The organism is Oceanisphaera pacifica (genome assembly GCF_017498065.1).
GTDB lineage: Bacteria > Pseudomonadota > Gammaproteobacteria > Enterobacterales > Aeromonadaceae > Oceanimonas > Oceanimonas pacifica.
The window spans coordinates 37,276-58,183 of record NZ_JAGDFX010000015.1; the positions used below are offsets into that span (position 1 = coordinate 37,276).

Sequence of the window (20,908 nt, forward strand, 5' to 3'; positions counted from 1 at the left end):
GCTTGTGAAAATTGCAGGAAAAGTCGTCTTAGTCACTGGATCCAGTAAAGGCATTGGCGCTGCCATTGCGCAAGAGTTTGCTCGTGAGGGAGCCTTTGTCATTATTAACTATTTACAAGACTCCTCATCTGCAGAGAAGGTGGTTGCTGCCTGCCAAGCGGCAGGAGGAGATGCATGGGCGATCGCTGCTGATGTCACCTGTGAAGAGCAAGTACAGCGCATGATCCAAGATATTGACTTAGAGTTAGGTCGACTGGATATAGTGGTTAATAATGCCTTTAGATCTTATCAATTTGATCCTGAGCGGCGAAAACTTGCCTGGCAACTCAGCTGGGAAGATTATCACACACAACTAGAGGGCTCATTACGCTCTGTTTATCATATTAGCCAAGCCGTACTGCCGATAATGAAAAAACAAGGCTGTGGCTGCATGGTCAATATTATAACTAACTTAATTGCACGCCCTATTGTACCCTATTTAGATTACACCACTGCTAAAGGCGCCGTGCTTAGTTACAGTAAAAACTTAGCCGCTGAATTAGGCCCCTTAGGTATTAGAGTCAACTGCGTAGCCCCTGGATTGGTGTACCCAACCACCGCTAGCCAAAACACCAAAGAGGCTATAAAGGAGCATATTATTGCTCAAACGCCTTTAGGCAGATTAGCGCAGCCAGATGATATTGCAGGGCCTGTACTGTTTTTGGCGTCTGATTTGGCGCGTTTTGTAACCGGACAAACCCTGTATGTTGACGGTGGTTTTGTGATGAGTTAAAGGCCAGTTATGTGGTGAGTTACCCGATTGTGTCATGAGTTAATAGTTAGGTTGCATTACCAAGGCGGTCTTCACACTATAAATGGCAGCGGCTCCACTAATTGCATGCCGGTGGGGCTAATATCCGCCCGCCAGGCGATACATTCCACCCCCATCGCCATGGCCTCAGACACTAAACTCCCATATACGGGGTCTAGATGATGGGCTGGGCTGACTTGCTTAATGCCGGTGTGCAAGACGCAAAACAGCAAGACGGCGCGCTGTCCGTCTTGTACACAGGCCATTAGCTCTCGCACATGCTTTTGTGCTCGCACGCTTTGAGTATCAGGGAAAAAGCCCTGTCCTTGAGAGAGCCAAGACGTGGCGCCAGGTAATACGTCATTATCTAATAAGGTGACGCTTTTCACTTCTACATAACAGTCGGGCTCACCGGTTTGACGCAATAAAAAGTCAATGCGGCTACGTTCACTGCCATAAGCCTGTTCGGCTTTTATCTCGCCATAGTGTGCTAGCGTAGCAATAGTACGCTGCTGCAATGCTTCACCCACCAATTGATTAGCACGAACGGTATTAACACAAATAAAGTCACCTTGCGGATTTTCTACTAACTCCCAAGTATGAGCATATTTACGCTTAGTATTATGAGAGGTTGAATAATATATAGCCCAACCCGGTTCGGCACAGCCGGTCATTTTACCGGTATTAGGACAGTGAATCGTTAGCACCTCCTCTGCTATGGCGTTGTTCTGCAATATATTCGGCTTTATATCTGCTAAAAAACGTTTATAACGCTGTATTAATCTGCCTTGCTGTAACGGTGAAGAAAACTGCACAATTTCTCCTATAATCCATCGTTGAATACGGTTAACAAAAGAGCCAAACACTCTTTTTCTACTAGCTCTTGAAAAGCCAACTTTTTACCCCCATATGGTGGTGTCGTTACTAAAAGGCTGCACTCTATTCAATGATACAGCCATGAGTAACACCATGAATAGGATCAAGTTTAAAGCATTATTTTTACAGAAACGGTAAAACACAATTGCGTTATTGGTATGCTTTGTGTATAGATAGCCGCTTCTTAATATTGGTTGGCGCTATTATAGCTTTTTAGGAGATACGGAATGCCAGCAGTTGAAACCAAAAAATCTCTCGGTATTCTGGCCATTGCCGGTGTTGAGCCTTATCAGGCCAAGCCCGACGAAGAATACATGAACGAAGAGCAGAAAACGCACTTTCGTAAAATTCTAGGTGCTTGGCGCAATCAATTGCGCGAAGAAGTTGATCGCACCGTAGGCCATATGAAGGATGAAGCAGCCAACTTCCCCGATCCGGTGGACAGAGCCGCTCAAGAAGAAGAGTTTGCACTTGAATTACGCGCCCGTGATAGAGAGCGTAGACTGATCAAAAAAATCGACAAAACCCTGCAGCAAATTGAAGAAGACGATTTTGGCTTCTGCGAACATTGCGGCATCGAAATTGGTATTCGTCGATTAGAAGCCAGACCCACAGCCGATTTATGCATAGACTGTAAAACTCTGGCCGAAATCAAAGAAAAACAAATGGCTGGTTACTAAGCGAGTATGAATAACAGTGCGCCCAAGCCTTATATTGGGCGCTTTGCTCCCTCACCCAGTGGCCCCCTGCATTTTGGCTCGCTGATTGCTGCACTAGGCAGCTATTTACAAGCCAAAAGTCAGCAAGGTCTATGGCTGCTGCGTATCGAAGATTTAGATCCACCGCGAGAAGTACCAGGCGCGGCGGATGAAATTTTGCGCACCCTAGACGTCTTTGGCCTACATTGGGACGGCCCCTTAGTTTATCAAAGCCAACGACTTGACGCTTATCAAGCCGTGCTTGATGACTGGGCAAAAGCAGGGCTGACTTATTATTGCCACTGCACGCGCAAAATGATTGCCAATAGAGGCGGCTGTTATGATGGCCATTGTCGTCAGCTAGCACTCAGCCCAGCACATGCCGCCACACGCTTAATCATGCAGCAACCTATCTATCAGTTTGATGATCAGTTGCAAGGCAAGATAGATATTGCTCCTAAACTGGCTGAAGAAGACTTTATTGTGCGCCGCCGCGATGGTTTTTATGCGTATAATTTAGCCGTGGTACTGGATGACGCACACGCAGGCATTAGTGAAGTGGTGCGCGGAGCCGATTTACTGGAGCCCACGGGCCGCCAAATCGCACTCTATCAGCTGTTACAGATGCCTACTCCCCGTTGGCTGCATCTACCCTTGGTATCTAGTGCTGGCTTAAAGTTATCAAAACAAAATCATGCGCCGGCACTAGATATTAGGTTCCCTAGTAAAGCACTTTGGTCTGGGTTGCACTTTCTTGGCCAACAGCCGCCTGTTGCACTACAAGCAGCCCCTGTCGAGGAGCAGCTTGATTGGGCGCAGCAACATTGGTGTTTAAAAAAGGTGCCGAATAAAATCAATATTGAACTCTAATGCGTTGGTAGTTCGCATTTTCAACACTCTGCGCTATTATAGTGCGCCAATTTTTTTAGCTTAAGGCCTTGCGAGGTGTCCTATTTTTTCCCAGATTGCTAGCTTTTGTAAAAAGCTGCTGACCCGACAACAGGAGGCGTTGCCCTTGCAACCCCTAGTGTTAACGCGCGACCAACATGGTATTTCGCGCAGTCAAATCAGCGAAAACGCCCTAAAAGTACTGTATCGTCTACACAAGTCTGGCTTTGAAGCCTACTTGGTTGGCGGTGGGGTGCGTGACTTGCTACTGGGCAGACAACCCAAAGACTTTGACATTGCCACCAGTGCCACACCAGAACAAGTGAAGCAGCTGTTTGGTAATAGTCGTTTGGTGGGTCGTCGTTTTCGCTTGGCACATATTTTATTTGGTCGTGATGTTATTGAAGTGGCGACCTTTCGTGGCCATCACCACCAGGTAAATAACAGCAAAGATATCTCAGCTCAGTCATCAGAAGGTATGTTACTGCGCGACAATGTCTATGGCACCATTGAAGAAGATGCTGAGCGTCGCGACTTTAGCGTTAACGCCCTGTATTACAATATTGCCGACTTTAGTGTGGTGGGTTTTGCTAATGGGCTAGCAGATTTAGAAGCACGCCGCCTTGAGCTAATTGGTGACCCCGAAACGCGTTATCGTGAAGACCCAGTGCGTATGATACGTGCGGTGCGCTTTGCCGCTAAACTAGATTTAACTATTAGCCCTCGCACCGAAGCGCCCATTCGTGAGCTTGCTCCTTTACTGTCGGATATACCCCCAGCACGCCTGTTTGAAGAAACACTCAAGCTATTAATGGCAGGCCAAGGGTTAAAAACCTATCGCACCTTAAAGTATTACGGCCTGTTTGCGCCTTTGTTTCCTGAAGCCGCTGAGGTGATGGGACAAGGGGATAATAACTATGGTCGCTTTCTTGAGCTTGCGCTCACTAATACCGATGAGCGTCTTGCCAATAATATGCGCGTTACACCGGCCTTTTTATATGCCGCGCTGTTATGGGGCCCCGTAGAAACACGCACCCAGCAGTTTATGCATGAAGGGGGCTTAAGTTATTACGACGCCTTTATGATGGCCATGGATGAAGTGCTGAGCCGTCAGGTAAAATGTGTGGCTATTCCGCGCCGCTTTAGCTCTGTAGTACGCGATATTTGGATGATACAAGACCGTCTTAATAGACGCAGTGGCAAGCGCCCTCACCGTCTGTTAGAGCATCCTAAGTTTCGTGCCGGATACGACTTTTTACTGCTTAGAGCCGAGTTAAATCCTAAGCTCACAGAGCTGGCCGAGTGGTGGACTGAGTTTCAAGAAGCCAACCCTGTTGATCGCCAGCAGCTGTCGCGCCAAGCCAAAGCAAAACATAATAAATTTGGTGATAGCTCAAGCAAACCCCGTAAGCGCCCTCGTCGTCGGCCGCGTAAGAAAAAAGAAGCATGACCCGGGTTTTTATCGGCCTAGGGGCCAACTTGCACCAACCATTGGCACAAGTTACGGCAGCACAGCAGGCGTTAGTCGACCTAGCCACCCCAGAGACGCTACAGCACTCTCCGCTGTATCAAAGTCAGCCCATGGGGCCTGCCGATCAGCCGGTGTATACCAATGGGGTATCTATGTTTGATACCCCCTTGTCGCCTCTTGCGTTACTCGATGCGCTACAAGCCATAGAGCAGGCTCAGGGGCGAGTAAGAAAAGAAGAACGTTGGGGGCCACGCACCTTAGACTTAGATATTTTGCTCTATGGTGACCTTATTATCGATGAGCCGCGCCTAACAGTGCCGCACTATGGCATGAAACAGCGCGAGTTTGTCCTCTATCCGCTGGCTGATTTAGCGCCTGACTTAATTTTGCCTTGTGGCAGTGTACTGGCAGAGCTGATACAAGCCTGCCCCACCAATGGACTGACCCTTCTACCTTCGCAGTCGTAGTAAAGGAATAACTCATGAGTAAAATAACCACAGCCCGCCTGCTTGCCATGAAGCAAGAGCAGCAAAAAATTGCCATGATCACCGCCTATGATGCCAGCTTTGCCGCGTTATTCGATAAGGCCGGTGTGCATGCACTATTAATTGGTGATTCATTAGGCATGGTGCTACAAGGTGAGAGCAGCACCTTAAAGGTAACGGTAGAGGATATGGCCTATCACACTCGCTGTGTTGCTAATGGCTGCGAAAAGGCACTAATTGTCGCCGATCTCCCCTTTATGAGTTACAGCAATCCAGAACAGGCCTGTAGTAATGCAGCCAGCTTAATGCGCGCTGGAGCACATATGGTGAAATTAGAAGGCGGCGCTTGGCTTGCAGAAACCATCACCCAGCTTACGCGCCAAGGCATACCTGTTTGTGGTCATTTAGGCTTAACCCCCCAGTCGGTTCATGTGTTTGGTGGTTTTAAGCTACAAGGGCGAGCTGCAGAGCAAGCGGCGCAAATAAAGCAAGATGCCAAGGCACTCGAGGCCGCCGGTGCCCAGCTGTTGGTGTTAGAGTGTGTGCCAACGCAACTGGCTAAAGATATCAGTGAACAGCTTACTATTCCTGTGATTGGCATTGGTGCAGGCCCAGAAACCGACGGTCAAGTATTGGTGATGCAAGATGCTTTAGGCTTAACCAGTGGCTATGTGCCTAAGTTTACTAAGAATTTTTTGGCTGAGCACGGTCAAGTACAGGCCGCCATTGCCGCTTATGTTAATGACGTAGCCGAAGGGCGTTTTCCTGGCCCTGAGCACAGCTTTAATTAATCAAATAACACAGAGAGCATTTTGCTGATATGCAGCTACTTGATAATATTGCAGCCTTAAGAAATACCATCACCCACTGGCGACAACAAGGCCTGCGTATTGGCTTTGTGCCAACCATGGGTAACTTGCATCAAGGTCATCTTGCGCTTGTAAAAACGGCACAACAACACTGCGATAAGGTTATCGTGAGTATTTTTGTCAACCCAATGCAATTTGATAATGCCTCAGATTTAACGGCCTACCCCCGCACGTTAGCGCAAGATTGCACGCAGTTAGAATCACTTGCCGATGCGGTTTTTACGCCAACATCTGAGCTTATGTATCCCAGTGGCCAGCAACAACACACACGGGTCACCGTACCCGGCATTGCCGACGTACTAGAAGGCGTACTCAGACCGGGCCATTTTGATGGCGTAAGCACAGTGGTTTGTAAGTTATTCAATTTAGTACAGCCAGATGTGGCCTACTTTGGCGAAAAAGACTATCAGCAGCTGGCCTTGATCCGTACTATGGTAAAAGACTTAAATATGCCGATCGATATTATCGGCTTGCCAACAGTGCGCGACTCAAATGGCTTAGCACTTAGTTCACGCAATGGTTACTTAACCCCAAACGAACTAAAACTGGCCCCTGAGTTAGCCGCCAGTATGCGCCATATTGCTAAAGAAATGACGGCAGGTAAGTCAGATATGACAGCCTTAGCCAACCAAGCCAGCGCCCATTTAAACAGTCTCGGATTTCGCACAGACAGCATAGATATAGTGGATGCCGATACTCTTGGGCCCATTAATGAGCACAGCCAAGCTGTGGTCATTTTAATGGCGGCATTTCTTGGCAAAGCCAGATTAATAGATAACCAAGTTGTTCCTTTATAAGTCTTGTTAGCAGGGCAGTCCCCTCTCGGCCTTATTATTACCATGGAGATAAGATTAATGGATATGCAACGCATCATGCTCAGAGGCAAACTACATCAAGCCCGAGTCACTCACGCCGAGCTTAATTACGAAGGCTCTTGTGCCATCGATCAAGACTTACTCGACGCGGTCAATATTCGTGAATACGAACAAATTGATATTTATAATATTGAAAATGGCGAGCGTTTTCACACTTATGCTATTTCGGGTGAGCGTGGCTCGAAAATGATTTCGCTCAACGGTGCCGCTGCCCGCAAAGCCGCCGTTGGCGATCGTATTATCATTTGTGCTTATGCGCCCATGAGCGAGCAGCAAATTGCAAGCTATGATCCGAACCTGGTCTACCTAGATGCAGAGAACAATATTGTACGCACCAGCAAAAACATTCCGCTGCAATTGGCTTAAAACCAGCTGTCAGCCGTAAGCTATCAGCGGCCAGTTAAAAATAAACACCGAGCCGATGCTCGGTGTTTTTGTTGGTATGGTCGAGCCCTCGGCAGCTATCAGCGTTAAGCCGTCAGCGCTCAGATAACGATAAAGCCTAAGGAGTGCCAACCTAATATGCCATCCAACACCATTAGCCTTCAGCCGCTACCCCCATCCGACATAAACACGGCGGCGCGGTTTTGTGCGTTAGCCATGGCCGATAACCCGTTACATATAACAGTATTTGGCCAAGCTGCTGATAAGCGCCAGCATCGGTTAACACGACTCTTTAGCGGTTTATTCCCCTACATCAATCGCAATGGTGACTTAATTGGGGCCTATGCCGATGGTCAGCTGGTGGGAGTATTAGGCCGTTTACGCCCCCTATGTTGCCGACCTCATTGGCGAGATATGCTTCGATTGATGCCGACTTTATTAACCAGTAACTCTGCGCTGGGCTTGCTGAAAACCTACAGCTGGCTGAGTAACTGGGCCAAACTCGACCCTGATACTCCACACTGGCATTTAGGGCCATTGGCAGTGGCCCCAGACCAGCAGCGCCAAGGTATAGGCCACTCGTTAATGGCGTACGCCATTAACCAAGCTCATGGTGTGAGCTTATACCTAGAAACCGATAAGCTGAGCAACGTACACTTCTACCAAAGATTAGGTTTTCATATTACAGCCACGCCCACGCTGCTGGATGCACAGACTTGGCTAATGCACCGAACACACAGCGATCAGCCGTCAGATAAGTTCAAAAACCAAGCGAAAGAAAGATACCGGAGCAAGTCCAGTATGACGACCAAAGGCGACATCTGAAAATAAAAATGAGGTGCATGATGTAGTCGGTTTTTCCTGCATAACTGCCGAACAAAGGGTCTACTCCACCGACACGCTGCAAGTACATCCATGTAACGCTCAGCACATAACATCCCTGTTATGTGATGGTCGGTGGAGTAGCTCCCTTTATCCGGACACACACCTCGGTGTCTCCTATTGGTATCGATTACCGATACCCTTGAGCGAATGGTTGAAATCAAGCCACTTCCCGAAAGAAGCTAATTTGCGCCTGCGGCCCAATGCGAGAGCAAGCGTTCACCTACACATTCAGGCAACTCGGTGCCAATAGGAAGGCAGAGGGTGTCTGCTCCGTCGACCCTCCGCGCCAGGGAGGGCGCGGCGGAGCCCGTATGGGGCAGCTTGCTGCCGTGTACCTTTGTTGGGTAATGGATCAAATATCCTGTGAATATTTGCAGCCGTTACCCAGCAAAGGTGGCTATCCCAGCGGCGAGTCGAGCGGAGCAGTGCGCTCTGCTTGACTTTTACCCAAATATCAACAAAAAGATGTGATGAAGTGACAGGCTTACGGCTTAAAGCTGATCGCTCCCCGAAGGGGTTAAGTGCGTAAGCCTCGGCCGGTATGAATAAGATACCAAGCCCAACTATAAAACACACAAATAAAGCCGATAATAATCATATAGGCGGTGCCTAAGCTCACATCAGAGACCCCTAAAAAGCCATAGCGAAAAGCGTTCACCATATACAATACAGGGTTAGCGTGAGAGACCGTTTGCCACACCTCGGGCAATAAGCTGATAGAGTAAAACACCCCGCCCAAGTAGGTAAGTGGCGTCAGTATAAAGGTCGGGATTATGCTGACATCGTCGAAGCTACGAGCAAAAATAGCATTCAATAGGCCGGCTAGTGAGAATAACACTGAGGTTAAAAAAATCGTAAATATCACACTAAACAGGTGCTCTATGTGCAAGTCCACAAAAAACAACGACACCAAACTCACAATCAAACCGACTAATAACCCTCGCGTCACTCCCCCGCCAACGTAACCGGCAATAATTACATAAGTCGGCACAGGCGCTACCAGTAATTCTTCAACATTATGCTGAAACTTACTGCTGAAAAAAGACGAGGCCACGTTAGAGTAAGAGTTGGTAATCACCGACATCATGATCAAACCGGGCACAATAAAGGCCATATACGAAAAACCGTCCATTTCACCAATGCGACCACCAATCAAATTACCAAAAATCACAAAGTACAAAGACATAGTAATGGCCGGCGGCACCAAAGTTTGTAGCCAAATACGGCCAAAGCGCACCACTTCGCTATGTAGTATGCTCTTAAAAGCGACATAGTAACGTTGCTGACTCATGCACTTGCTCTCCCATTTTCGACTAAGGTGACAAATAGCTCCTCTAAGCGGTTGGCTTTATTGCGCATACTTAATACCCGCACGCCTTGCTCATTAAGCTGAGCGAATACGCCATTAAGCCCCTGCTCCTTTTTCACTTCCACTTCTAGCGTATGTGAGTCTAATAGCTGCCAGTGCATACCCGACAGAAAAGGCTCTCGGCCATCAGCAGCAAGATCTAAGATAAAGGTTTCGGCATTCAACTTACCTAACAAGCCTTTCATGCTGGTATTTTCGACTAACTGCCCTTTATCGATAATGCCAATATTACGACACAATAACTCGGCTTCTTCCAAGTAGTGAGTGGTCAAAATAATAGTAATGCCTTGCTCGTTAATCAGCTTAAGAAAATCCCACATTGCTCGGCGAATTTCGATATCCACCCCTGCCGTGGGCTCATCAAGGATCAACAGCTTAGGCTCATGCATTAAGGCGCGGGCTATCATTAAGCGGCGCTTCATACCACCGGATAAGGTTCGCGCAGGAAGCGCACGCTTTTCCCATAAATCCAGCTGTTTTAAGTAACGTTCGGCACGCACTTTCGCTTCTTTGCGCTCAATGCCATATAAGCCTGCCTGATTAACCACTATGTGTTCAACTTTTTCAAACTGGCTAAAGTTAAACTCTTGCGGCACTAATCCAATATGCGACTTCGCCTGCTCCAGCTCGGTATCTAAATCGTAGCCAAACACTTTCACTTTACCGGCAGTCTTATTTACTAACGATGAAATAATACCAATGGTGGTCGACTTACCCGCGCCATTAGGCCCCAGCAAGGCATAAAAATCTCCTTGTTCAACGGTAAGATCAACGCCCTTTAGTGCTTCAACACCACCAGCATAGGTTTTACGCAAGTCGGTAATTTCTAGCGCTTTGGTCATTAATAGCTCCATAAAATCAAAAGCCCAGAGACGGTCAACAAGCACCTCGTCGCCCTGTCTCTAGGCTGATAGTCATAGCAAAACTCGGCTAAATTAGTCCAGCGGCACAACCTTGCCGATATAAGGTAAGTTGCGATAGCGCTGGGCATAATCAATACCGTACCCCACCACAAATTCGTCAGGAATCGTAAAGCCAACCCAGTCGACCGGTACATCCACTTCACGGCGTTCGGGCTTATCCAGTAGCGAGCAGATAGTCAGTGAAGCCGGTTGGCGCAACGATAAAATCTCTTTTACCTTACTTAAGGTATAACCGGTATCAATAATGTCTTCGACGATCAGCACATGCTTACCGTGAATTTCATCATCTAAGTCTTTTAATATCCGCACGTCTCGATTGCTTTCCGTGCTGCTGCCATAGCTAGAAGCCGTCATAAAGTCGAGTCGTACGGGTAGTGTTATTTCACGACAGAGGTCGGCCATAAAGATACAGGAGCCACGTAACAACCCCACCATTACCAGCTCATCAACGCCTTGATAATGCTTATTTATTTGCTCGCCTATGGCCTGAGTCTTGGCATGAACTTCTTCAGTGCTAATCAGGACATCTACTCTGTGTTTCATTTTCGCTCCGCTCGGGATAACAACACCCGACTGTGATTAAAGGCGTATTCTAACGGAATTTCAGACGCTCTGCATGTAAGGCCGCAAACGGCCATCAATCTAGCGCCCAAACAAAAAAGGCACCGTATCCACAGATGCAGTGCCTTTTCTTTAACTGACAGCTTACCGCAGCCCGAAGGGCCCGAGTTACTGAGTGCCACCTACCGTCAATTGGTCTAATTTGAGAGTGGGTTGACCTACGCCAACGGGCACGCTTTGTCCCTCTTTTCCGCACACCCCCACACCCGCATCTAATGCTAAATCATTGCCCACCATAGACACCTGACTCATGGCTTCAGGTCCATTACCAATAAGGGTGGCGCCTTTGATAGGTGTGGTTATTTTGCCGTCTTCAATCAGGTAAGCCTCAGACGCTGAAAACACAAAACGACCCGAGGTAATGTCCACCTGCCCCCCCCCGAAGTTAGGGGCATAAATGCCTTTTTTAACACTTTGAATAATATCGGCAGGCGGTGCTTCACCGCCCAGCATATAGGTATTAGTCATACGCGGCATGGGTAAATGCGCATACGACTCACGGCGACCATTACCCGTGGGATTTACTCCCATTAAGCGAGCATTTAACTTATCCTGCATATAACCTTTAAGAATGCCGTTTTCGATCAGCACGTTATACGCACCTGGCGTGCCTTCATCATCAATAGATAAAGAGCCGCGACGATCGGCCAAGGTGCCATCATCCACTATGGTACAGAGGCTAGAAGCCACTTTCTCACCCACGCGCCCTGCATAAGCCGAGGAGCCTTTGCGGTTAAAATCCCCTTCTAAACCATGACCGACCGCTTCATGAAGCAAGACTCCAGGCCAACCTGAGCCTAATACCACTGGCATAGTGCCCGCTGGGGCATCAATGGCTTCTAAATTGACTAACGCTTGGCGTACTGCCTCTTTGACATAGCTCATGGCTCTGGGCTGGCCGTCTAGCTCGTCTAAAAAATATTCATAACCAGTACGGCCGCCACCGCCACTGCCGCCACGCTCTCGGCGACCATTGCGCTCAACCAATACCGAGCAGTTTAAGCGTACTAATGGTCGTAAATCGGTGGCTAAAGTGCCATCGGTTGCCAGCACTAATATTTCTTCATATACACCCGAAATAGAGGCAATGACCTGCGTCACCGCAGGGGCTAGGCTGCGACCAAAGGCATCCATTTGCTGTAATAACTCAATTTTTTGCTCGCGGCTTAAGCTATCTAAAGGGTTCACCCCCATATAACGACTCGTGATTGGACGCTCGGCCCCCACTTTAAAGCGACCATCACCGCCCTTCTCAGCAATACCGCGTGCCGCACTCACCGCTTGATCAAGTGACGCTGCAGTCAGCTCATCAGAGTAAGCAAATCCGGTTTTTTCACCACTAATGGCACGAACCCCCACGCCTTGTTCTATGTTGTAACTGCCATCTTTTACGATGCCATCTTCTAATACCCAAGACTCATGTACGCTGTTTTGAAAATATAAGTCGGCAAAGTCAATCTGATGGCGGCTAAGACGCCCCAGCTGAGCGTTTAACAACGCCATATCTAAGTCATTAGGCACCAAAATGCTGTTGTTTAGTTGTTCAATACTCATTAATCTCTCCAAACCGCGTTTAAGCGGCCATGTTGTGCCACTGGCATTTGCCGACGAATATCTGCCAGTCGCTTTGTGTCTATGGGCGTGCTCACCAGCCCCTCGCCTTCAGGCAAACAGCATTCAATCTCTCCCCAAGGGCTAATAATCATCGAGTGCCCCCAAGTAGGCCGCTTACCTTGCTCACCGTATAAGCCGGCCGCCAGTACATAACACTGGTTTTCGATGGCCCTAGCCTGTAATAACGGCTGCCAATGCGCTTCACCGGTAACCCGAGTAAATGCTGCAGGCACCAATAAAATATCGGCACCTTGGTCACGCAAGGCGCTATAAAGTGGTGCAAAGCGCAAATCATAACAGATAGATAAGCCTAAACGACCAAACGGACTGTCAATAACACAGACGTTATCCCCCGGCGCATAGCTGTCTGATTCTCGATACCTGCCCTGCACATCCGCCACATCCACATCAAATAAATGCAGCTTATGATAATGGGCAACCCGCTTTCCTCGCTCGTTATACACCAAGCTGGTGGCATGTAGGCGCTCGCTACCTTCAATCAAGGTAGGCATTGAGCCGACCACCAACCAAATATTGTGCTCTTTGGCCCACTGACTAAACTGGCGTTGTATTGGCCCTTCACCCAAAGGCTCTGCCGCCTCTTGTATGGCGCTTTTACGACCAAATACCGCCACGTTTTCTGGCAATAGCACCAATAGTGGCCGCTGGGTAGGTAATTGCTGTAATAACTCAGCTAAACGCGCCTGATTGACCGGCCATTCAGGCCCTGCAGTCATTTGTAACGCCACCAATTCCATTATCAGCTCCTTCATTATACGGCGTAAAACATCGCTATATACCGTAAGTTAACTTGATCGCTTCTTGTCTTACAGCGTATGGCGTAAGGCGTACCGCCGTTCTTACTCCGGCACTGTCACCCGTTTTTTATCCCGCCCAAGCTCAGTCACCTTAGGCTTGGCCAATGGCCCCGATACTTGATAGCGAATACGAGTAAAGACATCTACCACAGGGCCTAATACTTTAGATAACGCTAGCACATATAAACCCGCCACCGGCGTTACCGCAAAAGCAGCAATAGCCGGTAAATTTCCCGTCAGGTTAGGGACAAGTTCAAATTGATAATCTAATTGCTCACTAGCAAAATCGAGCTGCCCTTGGCCTCGCAGATTACCTGCCGCGCCTTTTAATAACAGATCATTATTTTGTAATACGCCATTGTTTAACTCACCCGTCGCACTAATGCGATCAAAGTAGAATCCCTGCGCATACACGTCTCTAAAATCAAGCCGCAACCGGCGCATTAATGACTCTAAGCTAATGACAGAGAGCAAACCGGCGCCTTTATCATTAATATCACGCAACACACCAGCGCCGGTATTCATGGCAAGCGACCCATTCATTTGCGCTAACTCTGGCCGCCAAGGCACATCTAACCAGCGTAACTGGCCACTAAGTTTTGCTGAGGTGTCACTAAAAGGCGAGGTGTTACCCAAGGCTTTCCATAACCGTTCTAACGAGGGGCTGTTACTCTGCCACTCTAAACGGCTTAAATTAACCTGATCTTCTTGCAGCCATTGCCCTTGTGCCTGTGCGTGTAATAACGGCCCATCAAGGTCAAATTCTGTTAATAACACCTTATTGGGTTCAGACTGCAAACTAAAGTTCAGCTTACCGAGCGCCAGTTTCTGCCAACGACAATCATCACAACTAAATGCCAGAGCCGGTATTTGCTCAGGAGCCACATCTATCTCTGACTTTTCACTGGTTTCTTGGCCCACAGCAGGCTTTTGCCCCAACCATAGGCGGCTAAAGTGAGCCTGCAAGGCTTGGGCTCCGCCAAACAGTACCTGTCCCTGAGCTTGTTCAGATTGTATGTGTAACTGGTGGCGGTGAGCCCCCTGAGGCTCGACTAATAACGAGAGCTGATTAAAAGGTTGTTGCCACAATTGAGCACGACTGGCCTGCACATCAATACGATAAGGACTAGGCCAACGAATACCATTAGCTGCGGTTGAGTTAGCTGCCACGGGCGCGGCTTGTAGCTGATTGAACAATGAAACCCAGTCATCCAGCACCATATCAGGCTGGTTAATGGCAATATCTAAGGGTGCACTATGTGGGCGAGTATTTACCCCCGCCGACAGCCATAAGCGTTCAACCTGAGGGCCAGCCTTAGTAAAAGCCAGTTTGGCTTGTCCGCGAATATGTGGACCTACATTTAACTGCAGTTGTGCGTTATCAATATCACCGGTAACAGTTAGCTCACTGTGCTTGGCTTGTGTGGCTTTTTTATTTAATGGCGCTGGCAATGCGCTGCCAAGGCCGGTTAATGCAGAGTTGGCACGAAACTGATATGACACCGGTCCTTGGTTGGGCAAGGTTAAGTCTAATTGCCCTTGCCAGTCGCTCTTTCCCGACAGTTCGCTTAATGCCGGAGAAAAGGCACTGAGCTTTGCCGCTTGCAGTTGGCCTGTTATGTCTAGTTGTACTTGATAACTGTCGGGTGTTTGTTGGCCGTTATAATCGAGTTGCAACGGCTGCTGATGCCACTGGGCTTTCATTGCTTTAAAGTGGGTTTGCTGCTCATCAAACACCAAGCGCCCACTCACCGCTTGCAGCGGCAAATCAAGAGGCTTCACTCGCACCTTATTATCTAAAAAATCAACTTGGCCATTCACTGCAACCTCACCGCCATTTAAAGGAATACTGAGCGCTAACTGCCCATTAAGTGGGCCTGCCACCTGTATTTGCTCTAAGGTAATGCCCACCGATGAAGCAAGCGATGAATGCTGTAAGTAATCGGTAACAGCTTCACCTTTGCCATTGATGTTGGCACTCAGCTCTAATATTCCATCCTCATCTAGCGGCACTATACGAGCATCAATATTACTGGCGTTAACCTGCCCTAAACGACCGGTATCGCCCTGCATATACAGGCCGTCGTTTTCAAATAAGAGATCTAGGCTTAGTGCCGATAAGGCTTGCCATTCGGGGTCAAATTGAAACTGAGCTTGGCGCAGTGGAACCCGCGCATGAAAAATACCGCTGTTATCGTGATAAGGAAAATCCAGTGGCCGCCCATACCACAACACCTCTGCACCTTTAGCTTGGCCACCTTTAATGGCACCTTGCAAGTAATCCACTAGCTCAGAGCCCATAACAGGCTCAGGAAAATAACGAAAAGCCTGCTCGGCACGCAATACATCGACCCGTGCCGAGGCACTCAATAAAGGAGTGCCTTGCTTGGGTAGCAGTAAGCTAAACCAGCCTTGCAAGGTTAAATCATCGGTATCAACCTCAAGGTCTCGGCTCCATAATGTCCAACCCTCAGCTTGTTTTTGCCACTGCACTTTGGCGGCAAGTCGCTGCATAGGCCAAGCCGCTCTAAAGGCATTATCAAAGGTCCAGTTGGCCGCCTCATCTTGCTGCACACTCAGCTGCCCCTGAGTGGCACTCACTGAGAAGTGGCCATTCACTCCTTGGGTACTGGGTGCCCACTCAAACGCTTGGGTACTAATATCCTCGAGCTCGCCCTGCCAACGCCAATGGTCTAGGTTGCTATCGGCAGAAAAATACAGCTTAGTGAGCTCACCTTGCGGGGCTATACCCGCCAGTTGGCGTGCCGGCTCTGGCCAAAAACTTTCTCCCCACTGCGCCAGTAATGCTAAGTCGGTAAAGGTTAGGCGGTTTAAATATCCTTGCAAACGGCCGTTATGTTTATCGAGTTGCAGCTGCCAACTTGGCCATATTTCATCATCTACACTAATATCGATATTGCTACTGGCCAGTTGCCAGCCGCTATCTGTGGGTTGCCACTGTAAGCGCCCTCCCTTAACGGCCACATTATGCTGCTCCCCCCAACCAAAGCGGTTGTCGCCAAACTCAAGCACACCCGCATTGAGTTGCCCTTGTTGCCACTCTAGCCATAACTCAAAATTAACCTTGGCAGTGACCGCTTTATCTTGGGGGCGAATAAGCGACAAAGCTTCAGTGGCATCAACATTATCGGCTTGCATATAAACATGGCCCGAGAGCTTATCGCTTGAGCCGATAAAATAGCTGTTGAGCTGTAACTGTTGTTGAGCAGCACTGCCAAATCCTAATCGCCCCTGGCCTTGATGGAGTCCGGGCTTATTTTGCCAATGTAAATCGGGTAGATGTAATTCAATTAAGTCTTTGTCTGGGCTACTCACAATAAGCTGGCCATCTTGCAGCGAAAACTGCTCAACGCCTTCTAGCACAAGATGACGCAAGCTTGACCAATCAATCGACATGGGGGGCGCATCAGAGTGGCTATCCAGCACCATGGGCACACGTAAACCGTCCAGCGTTAATTCATTCAACACAGGGCGCCATTGCCGTATACTTTGCCACAACTGCATATCCACTAGGGCACGACGTAGCGTAATGGGAGGGGCTTGTTCTTGGTGTAGGCTCACCTGATTAACCACCAGCACAGGCCCGTAATCTTGCCAGCTCACGCCAAGCTCGCCTATCTCTAGCGTTAATTGCTGATCATTGAGTTGGCGGGCTAACCAATCTTGTTGCCAGTTAGCCAGCCAAGGCGAGCCAAAGCGCAGTAGCGTCACTAATATCGCTAATAGCACAGCTAACAAGGCAACGCTTAACCAGGCCCAGCTAACACCTCGCCTTAATACCACCGACACTACATCATTACCACGTCAAATTGCTCTTGGTTATACAAAGGCTCACTTTGTACTTTTACCTGCTTACCGATAAAGACTTCTAATTCCGCCAACATATGACTTTCATCTTCTTGTAGCGCTGAGGCCACTGCTAGCGAGGCATACACCACAAATTTATCGGCGGCATAGGCTTTATTCACACGGGTAATTTCGCGCAATATCTCATAGCTAACGGTTTCAACTGTTTTCACTCGTGCCCGTCCAGCACATTCGGGGCAAGCACCACACAACACATGCTCTAAGCTTTCTCGGGTACGCTTGCGCGTCATTTCAACTAACCCAAGCTGAGAAAAGCCATTTACATTGGTTTTAGCGCGATCTTTAGCTAACGCCATTTCTAGGCTCTGTAAGACACGCCGTTTATGGTCGGCATCGTACATATCAATAAAATCAATAATGATAATACCGCCTAAATTACGTAGTCTTAACTGACGAGCAATGGCTTGGGTGGCCTCGATATTGGTATTAAAGATGGTTTCTTCAAGATTACGGTGCCCCACAAAAGCACCGGTATTAATATCAACCGTGGTCATGGCTTCTGTTTGGTCAATAATCAAATAACCACCCGATTTAAGCTCTACTTTTCGACTTAACACCCGTTGTATTTCATTTTCAACATCATATAAGTCAAAAATCGGTGAATCGCCGTGATAATACTCAACTTTACCGGATAACTCGGGCACAAACTCTTCCACAAAGTGGCTAAGAGTCTCACAGGTACTGCGTGAATCTATTCGCACTCGATCCAGCTCAGCGCCGACAAAGTCGCGCACAATACGACAGCTTAGCCCAAGATCTTCATACAAGATCGAGCAAGCAGAGAGTTTTCGACGACGCTCTTGAATTTTTCGCCATAATCGATTTAAAAAAGCGGCATCTTGCGCTAATTCAAGATCGCCCACTCCTTCAGCGGCAGTGCGAATAATATAGCCGCCTTGTTCATCGACATATTCCCCCACTATCTGCTTAAGGCGCTCACGCTCTTGTTCCGACTCTATGCGTTGCGATACCCCCACATAGGCGCTGCCAGGCATAAAAACAAGATAACGAGAAGGTAGCGTAATGTCTGTGGTGAGGCGCGCGCCTTTAGTCCCTAGCGGATCTTTAACCACTTGCACCACAATATCTTGCCCTTGGCGCACTAGCTCACCAATATTGCCAGCCTGAAAATGTGCCTGCTCTTTGGTACCCACACACTCGGTATGAGGGACAATATCAGATGCATGCAAGAAGGCGGCGCGCTCACCACCAATATCAACAAAAGCGGCTTGCATCCCCGGCAGCACTCGACTCACTTTGCCTTTATAAATATTGCCAACAATGCCACGTCGAGACTGACGTTCAATATGTACCTCTTGCAAAATACCATTTTCAACTAACGCAACTCGGGTTTCTGCAGGAGTGACATTAATAATCAGTTCAGCCGACATGCTTACCGTCCATAGAAGAAGTGAATGCTCTAAACTAACATAGATTACCCTTAGGGTAAGAAATCAGTCCCACAAAACCTCACCCAGATGTAATAAGGCTTCGGTTTCGACCAAGGGTAAGCCAACTACGGCACTGTAACTGCCATTAATGCTCGCAACAAAGCGCCCGCCTAAGCCTTGAATACCGTAGCCTCCTGCTTTATCTACTGGCTCACCACTAGCCCAATAGCGCTCAATGTCGGCGTCACTTAGCGTACGAAACCTCACCTGAGTGCACACAGTCACGGTGTTTAGTAAGTGACCCTTTGCTTGGGGCTTAGGTGTCGCCAGTGCCATGGCGGTCATTACCTGATGAGTACGCCCCGATAAACGACGCAACATAGCCACACCGTCAGCTTTATCTATGGGTTTTTCTAATACGTCGCCGTCTAGCACCACTATGGTATCGCCAGCGAGTACAGGAATGAGGGTAGGAGCAACCTGCAACCCCGCCTTGGCTTTATCGCAGGCCAAGCGTGCTACATAGGTTGCAGCCTCTTCGTTAGGGTGCCGAAGCTCTTCCACCTCTGGGCGCAACACGGCAAAAGTTATGCCTAACTGGGCTAAGAGTTCATGGCGACGAGGGGAACCAGAGGCTAAATAAATGTGTGGAGACATTGTCTGTATACCGTAAGAGGTAATGAGTGTGTTTTTAAGCCAAAGCGAGGTGACGGCGGCCTTTGCGCAACAGTAGAAATACCCATGGCCAAAACACCATAGTGCTGACGATGGACCAAAAATAATGATAATCCAGCTGAATATCACGATTCATATAGGCAACCCAAAATATCAACAACTTGTTTAAAATCGCCAATGCGCCCAATACAAATGATTGTTGCCAAACCGAATAGTTACGCATGCGCTGAAACTGAGAAGCAGCAAGATAAACAGGAATAACTAATGCCAAGGCATGCATGCCCAGCACTGAGCCCAATACGACATCCAATAGCAAACCGGTAAAAAATGCGGTTCCCACATTGGCACGGTGCGGCAGGGCTATGCTCCAATAAACCAAAGTCATGAGCAGCCAATCGGGACGAAAAGGCGCAATCAGCTCTGGCAAAGGCAAAATAGATAACACCAGTGCGAGCAGCAAGCTCCCCGCGATCATCATACGTCCTTTTAGCGAAAATCGTCTCATTGGGATACTTGTTCCTTAGCATCAGCCTCTAAAGCTACGGCAGCATCCACATCAATAATTTTAGGCTCAGGCCATAGCAACAATAAATAACGCACTCTGTCTAATGCAGCAAAAGGCTCAACCTGAATATCGGCAAACGGCTGACCTTCTTCATACCCAACATGGCTCACTTTGCCCACGGGATAGCCTTCAGGAAAACGCCCTGCCAGACCAGAGCTCAACAAGGTATCGCCTTCTTGAATGTCGGTGTTGCGGGTAATATTATGCAGCGATAAGCGGTTAAGTTGCCCACTACCGCTGGCAATAGCGCGAATATCGTTACGCGCTACGCGCACCGGAATTCCATGACTACTGTCGGTAATTAACAATACCCGCGCCGTGGTTTTACCAACCGACATCACTTGCCCCACCACGCCCTGCTCGTTAAGCACCGGTTGGCCTTCAAACACGCCTTTTAAGCTACCCTTATCAATCACTACTTGGTGTGAGAAAGTGTCAGAGTCAACCGCCATTATTTCTGCCACCATACGTCTAGCATCAAAACGCACCGGCGACCCTAGCAAACCGCGCAATCGACTGTTTTCTTGCTCAAGATGACTGAGTTGTAAGAGATCATCACGCAGCAAAAAAAGCTCTTGCTCGAGTCGCTTAGACTGAGCGAGCAAAGCTTGATTAGACATCAGTTGACTAGACGCCGAGTCTAGCAATATGCGTGGGCTATTCGCGATATATTGCAATGGGCTCACCAATGTATTGAGGTAGACTTTAACCTCATTAAAACTCTGGTAGCGGCTGTCTGCTATAATGAGCACTAATGACACCAGCACCGCCAATGCTAAGCGGATTGGCAGTGACGGACCTCGGCCAAATATGGTTTTCATGG

Annotated in this window: 20 protein-coding genes; 9 read left to right on the forward strand and 11 right to left on the reverse strand. The window is 48.4% G+C overall.

The window, feature by feature from the left end:
• Positions 1-4: 4 nt before the first annotated feature.
• Positions 5-772: an SDR family oxidoreductase gene (locus J3U76_RS12190; RefSeq protein WP_208006257.1), complete on the forward strand. Its 768-nt coding sequence runs from the start codon at positions 5-7 to the stop codon at positions 770-772.
• 71 nt (positions 773-843) lie between these two features.
• Here J3U76_RS12190 and sfsA read toward each other — a convergent pair whose 3' ends face one another.
• On the reverse strand, positions 844-1,605 hold the full coding sequence (gene sfsA / locus J3U76_RS12195) for a DNA/RNA nuclease SfsA (RefSeq protein WP_208006258.1): 762 nt from the start codon (positions 1,603-1,605) through the stop codon (positions 844-846).
• A gap of 288 nt (positions 1,606-1,893) precedes the next feature.
• On the opposite strand from sfsA, the gene dksA reads away from it, so the two are divergent.
• From dksA to J3U76_RS12235, 8 genes are all read left to right on the forward strand, one after another.
• Positions 1,894-2,346, forward strand: a complete 453-nt coding sequence (gene dksA, locus J3U76_RS12200) for an RNA polymerase-binding protein DksA (RefSeq protein WP_208006259.1) — start codon at positions 1,894-1,896, stop codon at positions 2,344-2,346.
• 6 nt (positions 2,347-2,352) lie between these two features.
• On the forward strand, positions 2,353-3,234 hold the full coding sequence (gluQRS, locus tag J3U76_RS12205) for a tRNA glutamyl-Q(34) synthetase GluQRS (RefSeq protein WP_208006260.1): 882 nt from the start codon (positions 2,353-2,355) through the stop codon (positions 3,232-3,234).
• A gap of 115 nt (positions 3,235-3,349) precedes the next feature.
• Positions 3,350-4,702: a polynucleotide adenylyltransferase PcnB gene (gene pcnB / locus J3U76_RS12210; RefSeq protein WP_243454240.1), complete on the forward strand. Its 1,353-nt coding sequence runs from the start codon at positions 3,350-3,352 to the stop codon at positions 4,700-4,702.
• Positions 4,699-5,190, forward strand: a complete 492-nt coding sequence (gene folK, locus J3U76_RS12215) for a 2-amino-4-hydroxy-6-hydroxymethyldihydropteridine diphosphokinase (RefSeq protein ID WP_208006261.1) — start codon at positions 4,699-4,701, stop codon at positions 5,188-5,190. The genes pcnB and folK overlap by 4 nt, the downstream gene beginning before the upstream one ends.
• Before the next feature lie 14 nt (positions 5,191-5,204).
• On the forward strand, positions 5,205-5,999 hold the full coding sequence (panB, locus tag J3U76_RS12220) for a 3-methyl-2-oxobutanoate hydroxymethyltransferase (protein ID WP_208006262.1): 795 nt from the start codon (positions 5,205-5,207) through the stop codon (positions 5,997-5,999).
• Positions 6,000-6,028: 29 nt separating this feature from the next.
• The gene (gene panC / locus J3U76_RS12225) at positions 6,029-6,874 is read left to right on the forward strand and encodes a pantoate--beta-alanine ligase (protein WP_208006263.1); all 846 of its coding nucleotides are present in this window, start codon (positions 6,029-6,031) and stop codon (positions 6,872-6,874) included.
• A 57-nt stretch (positions 6,875-6,931) separates the two neighbouring features.
• Complete coding sequence (gene panD / locus J3U76_RS12230) at positions 6,932-7,318, forward strand: aspartate 1-decarboxylase (RefSeq protein ID WP_279382287.1); 387 nt, start codon at positions 6,932-6,934, stop codon at positions 7,316-7,318.
• 156 nt (positions 7,319-7,474) lie between these two features.
• Positions 7,475-8,161 carry a GNAT family N-acetyltransferase gene (locus J3U76_RS12235; protein WP_208006264.1) on the forward strand — a complete coding sequence of 229 codons (687 nt, stop codon included), beginning with the start codon at positions 7,475-7,477 and terminating at the stop codon, positions 8,159-8,161.
• Positions 8,162-8,738: 577 nt separating this feature from the next.
• On the opposite strand, the gene J3U76_RS12240 is transcribed toward J3U76_RS12235, so the two are convergent.
• The 10 genes from J3U76_RS12240 to mreC all read right to left on the reverse strand — a co-directional run bounded on the left by J3U76_RS12240 (position 8,739) and on the right by mreC (position 20,906).
• Entirely contained in the window at positions 8,739-9,512 is a 774-nt protein-coding gene (locus J3U76_RS12240; protein ID WP_208006265.1) for an ABC transporter permease, read from the reverse strand.
• Positions 9,509-10,432 carry an ABC transporter ATP-binding protein gene (locus J3U76_RS12245; RefSeq protein WP_208006266.1) on the reverse strand — a complete coding sequence of 308 codons (924 nt, stop codon included), beginning with the start codon at positions 10,430-10,432 and terminating at the stop codon, positions 9,509-9,511. The genes J3U76_RS12240 and J3U76_RS12245 overlap by 4 nt, the downstream gene beginning before the upstream one ends.
• Positions 10,433-10,525: 93 nt before the next feature.
• Positions 10,526-11,056 (reverse strand): hypoxanthine phosphoribosyltransferase, encoded by a 531-nt coding sequence (gene hpt / locus J3U76_RS12250; RefSeq protein WP_208006267.1) that lies wholly within the window; start codon positions 11,054-11,056, stop codon positions 10,526-10,528.
• 186 nt (positions 11,057-11,242) lie between these two features.
• Positions 11,243-12,688 carry a metalloprotease TldD gene (gene tldD, locus J3U76_RS12255; RefSeq protein WP_208006268.1) on the reverse strand — a complete coding sequence of 482 codons (1,446 nt, stop codon included), beginning with the start codon at positions 12,686-12,688 and terminating at the stop codon, positions 11,243-11,245.
• A complete protein-coding gene (locus J3U76_RS12260) occupies positions 12,688-13,506 on the reverse strand; it encodes a carbon-nitrogen hydrolase family protein (protein ID WP_208006269.1) in 819 nt (272 codons plus the stop codon). Before J3U76_RS12260 ends, tldD begins: the two co-directional genes overlap by 1 nt.
• Positions 13,507-13,608: 102 nt before the next feature.
• Positions 13,609-17,376 carry a YhdP family protein gene (locus tag J3U76_RS12265; protein ID WP_341534345.1) on the reverse strand — a complete coding sequence of 1,256 codons (3,768 nt, stop codon included), beginning with the start codon at positions 17,374-17,376 and terminating at the stop codon, positions 13,609-13,611.
• Positions 17,376-18,845: a ribonuclease G gene (gene rng, locus J3U76_RS12270; RefSeq protein WP_208006270.1), complete on the reverse strand. Its 1,470-nt coding sequence runs from the start codon at positions 18,843-18,845 to the stop codon at positions 17,376-17,378. Before rng ends, J3U76_RS12265 begins: the two co-directional genes overlap by 1 nt.
• Positions 18,846-18,908: 63 nt before the next feature.
• On the reverse strand, positions 18,909-19,502 hold the full coding sequence (locus J3U76_RS12275) for a Maf family protein (RefSeq protein ID WP_208006271.1): 594 nt from the start codon (positions 19,500-19,502) through the stop codon (positions 18,909-18,911).
• A 34-nt stretch (positions 19,503-19,536) separates the two neighbouring features.
• Positions 19,537-20,025 carry a rod shape-determining protein MreD gene (gene mreD, locus J3U76_RS12280; RefSeq protein ID WP_208006272.1) on the reverse strand — a complete coding sequence of 163 codons (489 nt, stop codon included), beginning with the start codon at positions 20,023-20,025 and terminating at the stop codon, positions 19,537-19,539.
• On the reverse strand, positions 20,022-20,906 hold the full coding sequence (gene mreC / locus J3U76_RS12285; protein WP_208006273.1) for a rod shape-determining protein MreC: 885 nt from the start codon (positions 20,904-20,906) through the stop codon (positions 20,022-20,024). Before mreC ends, mreD begins: the two co-directional genes overlap by 4 nt.
• Positions 20,907-20,908 lie beyond the last annotated feature (2 nt).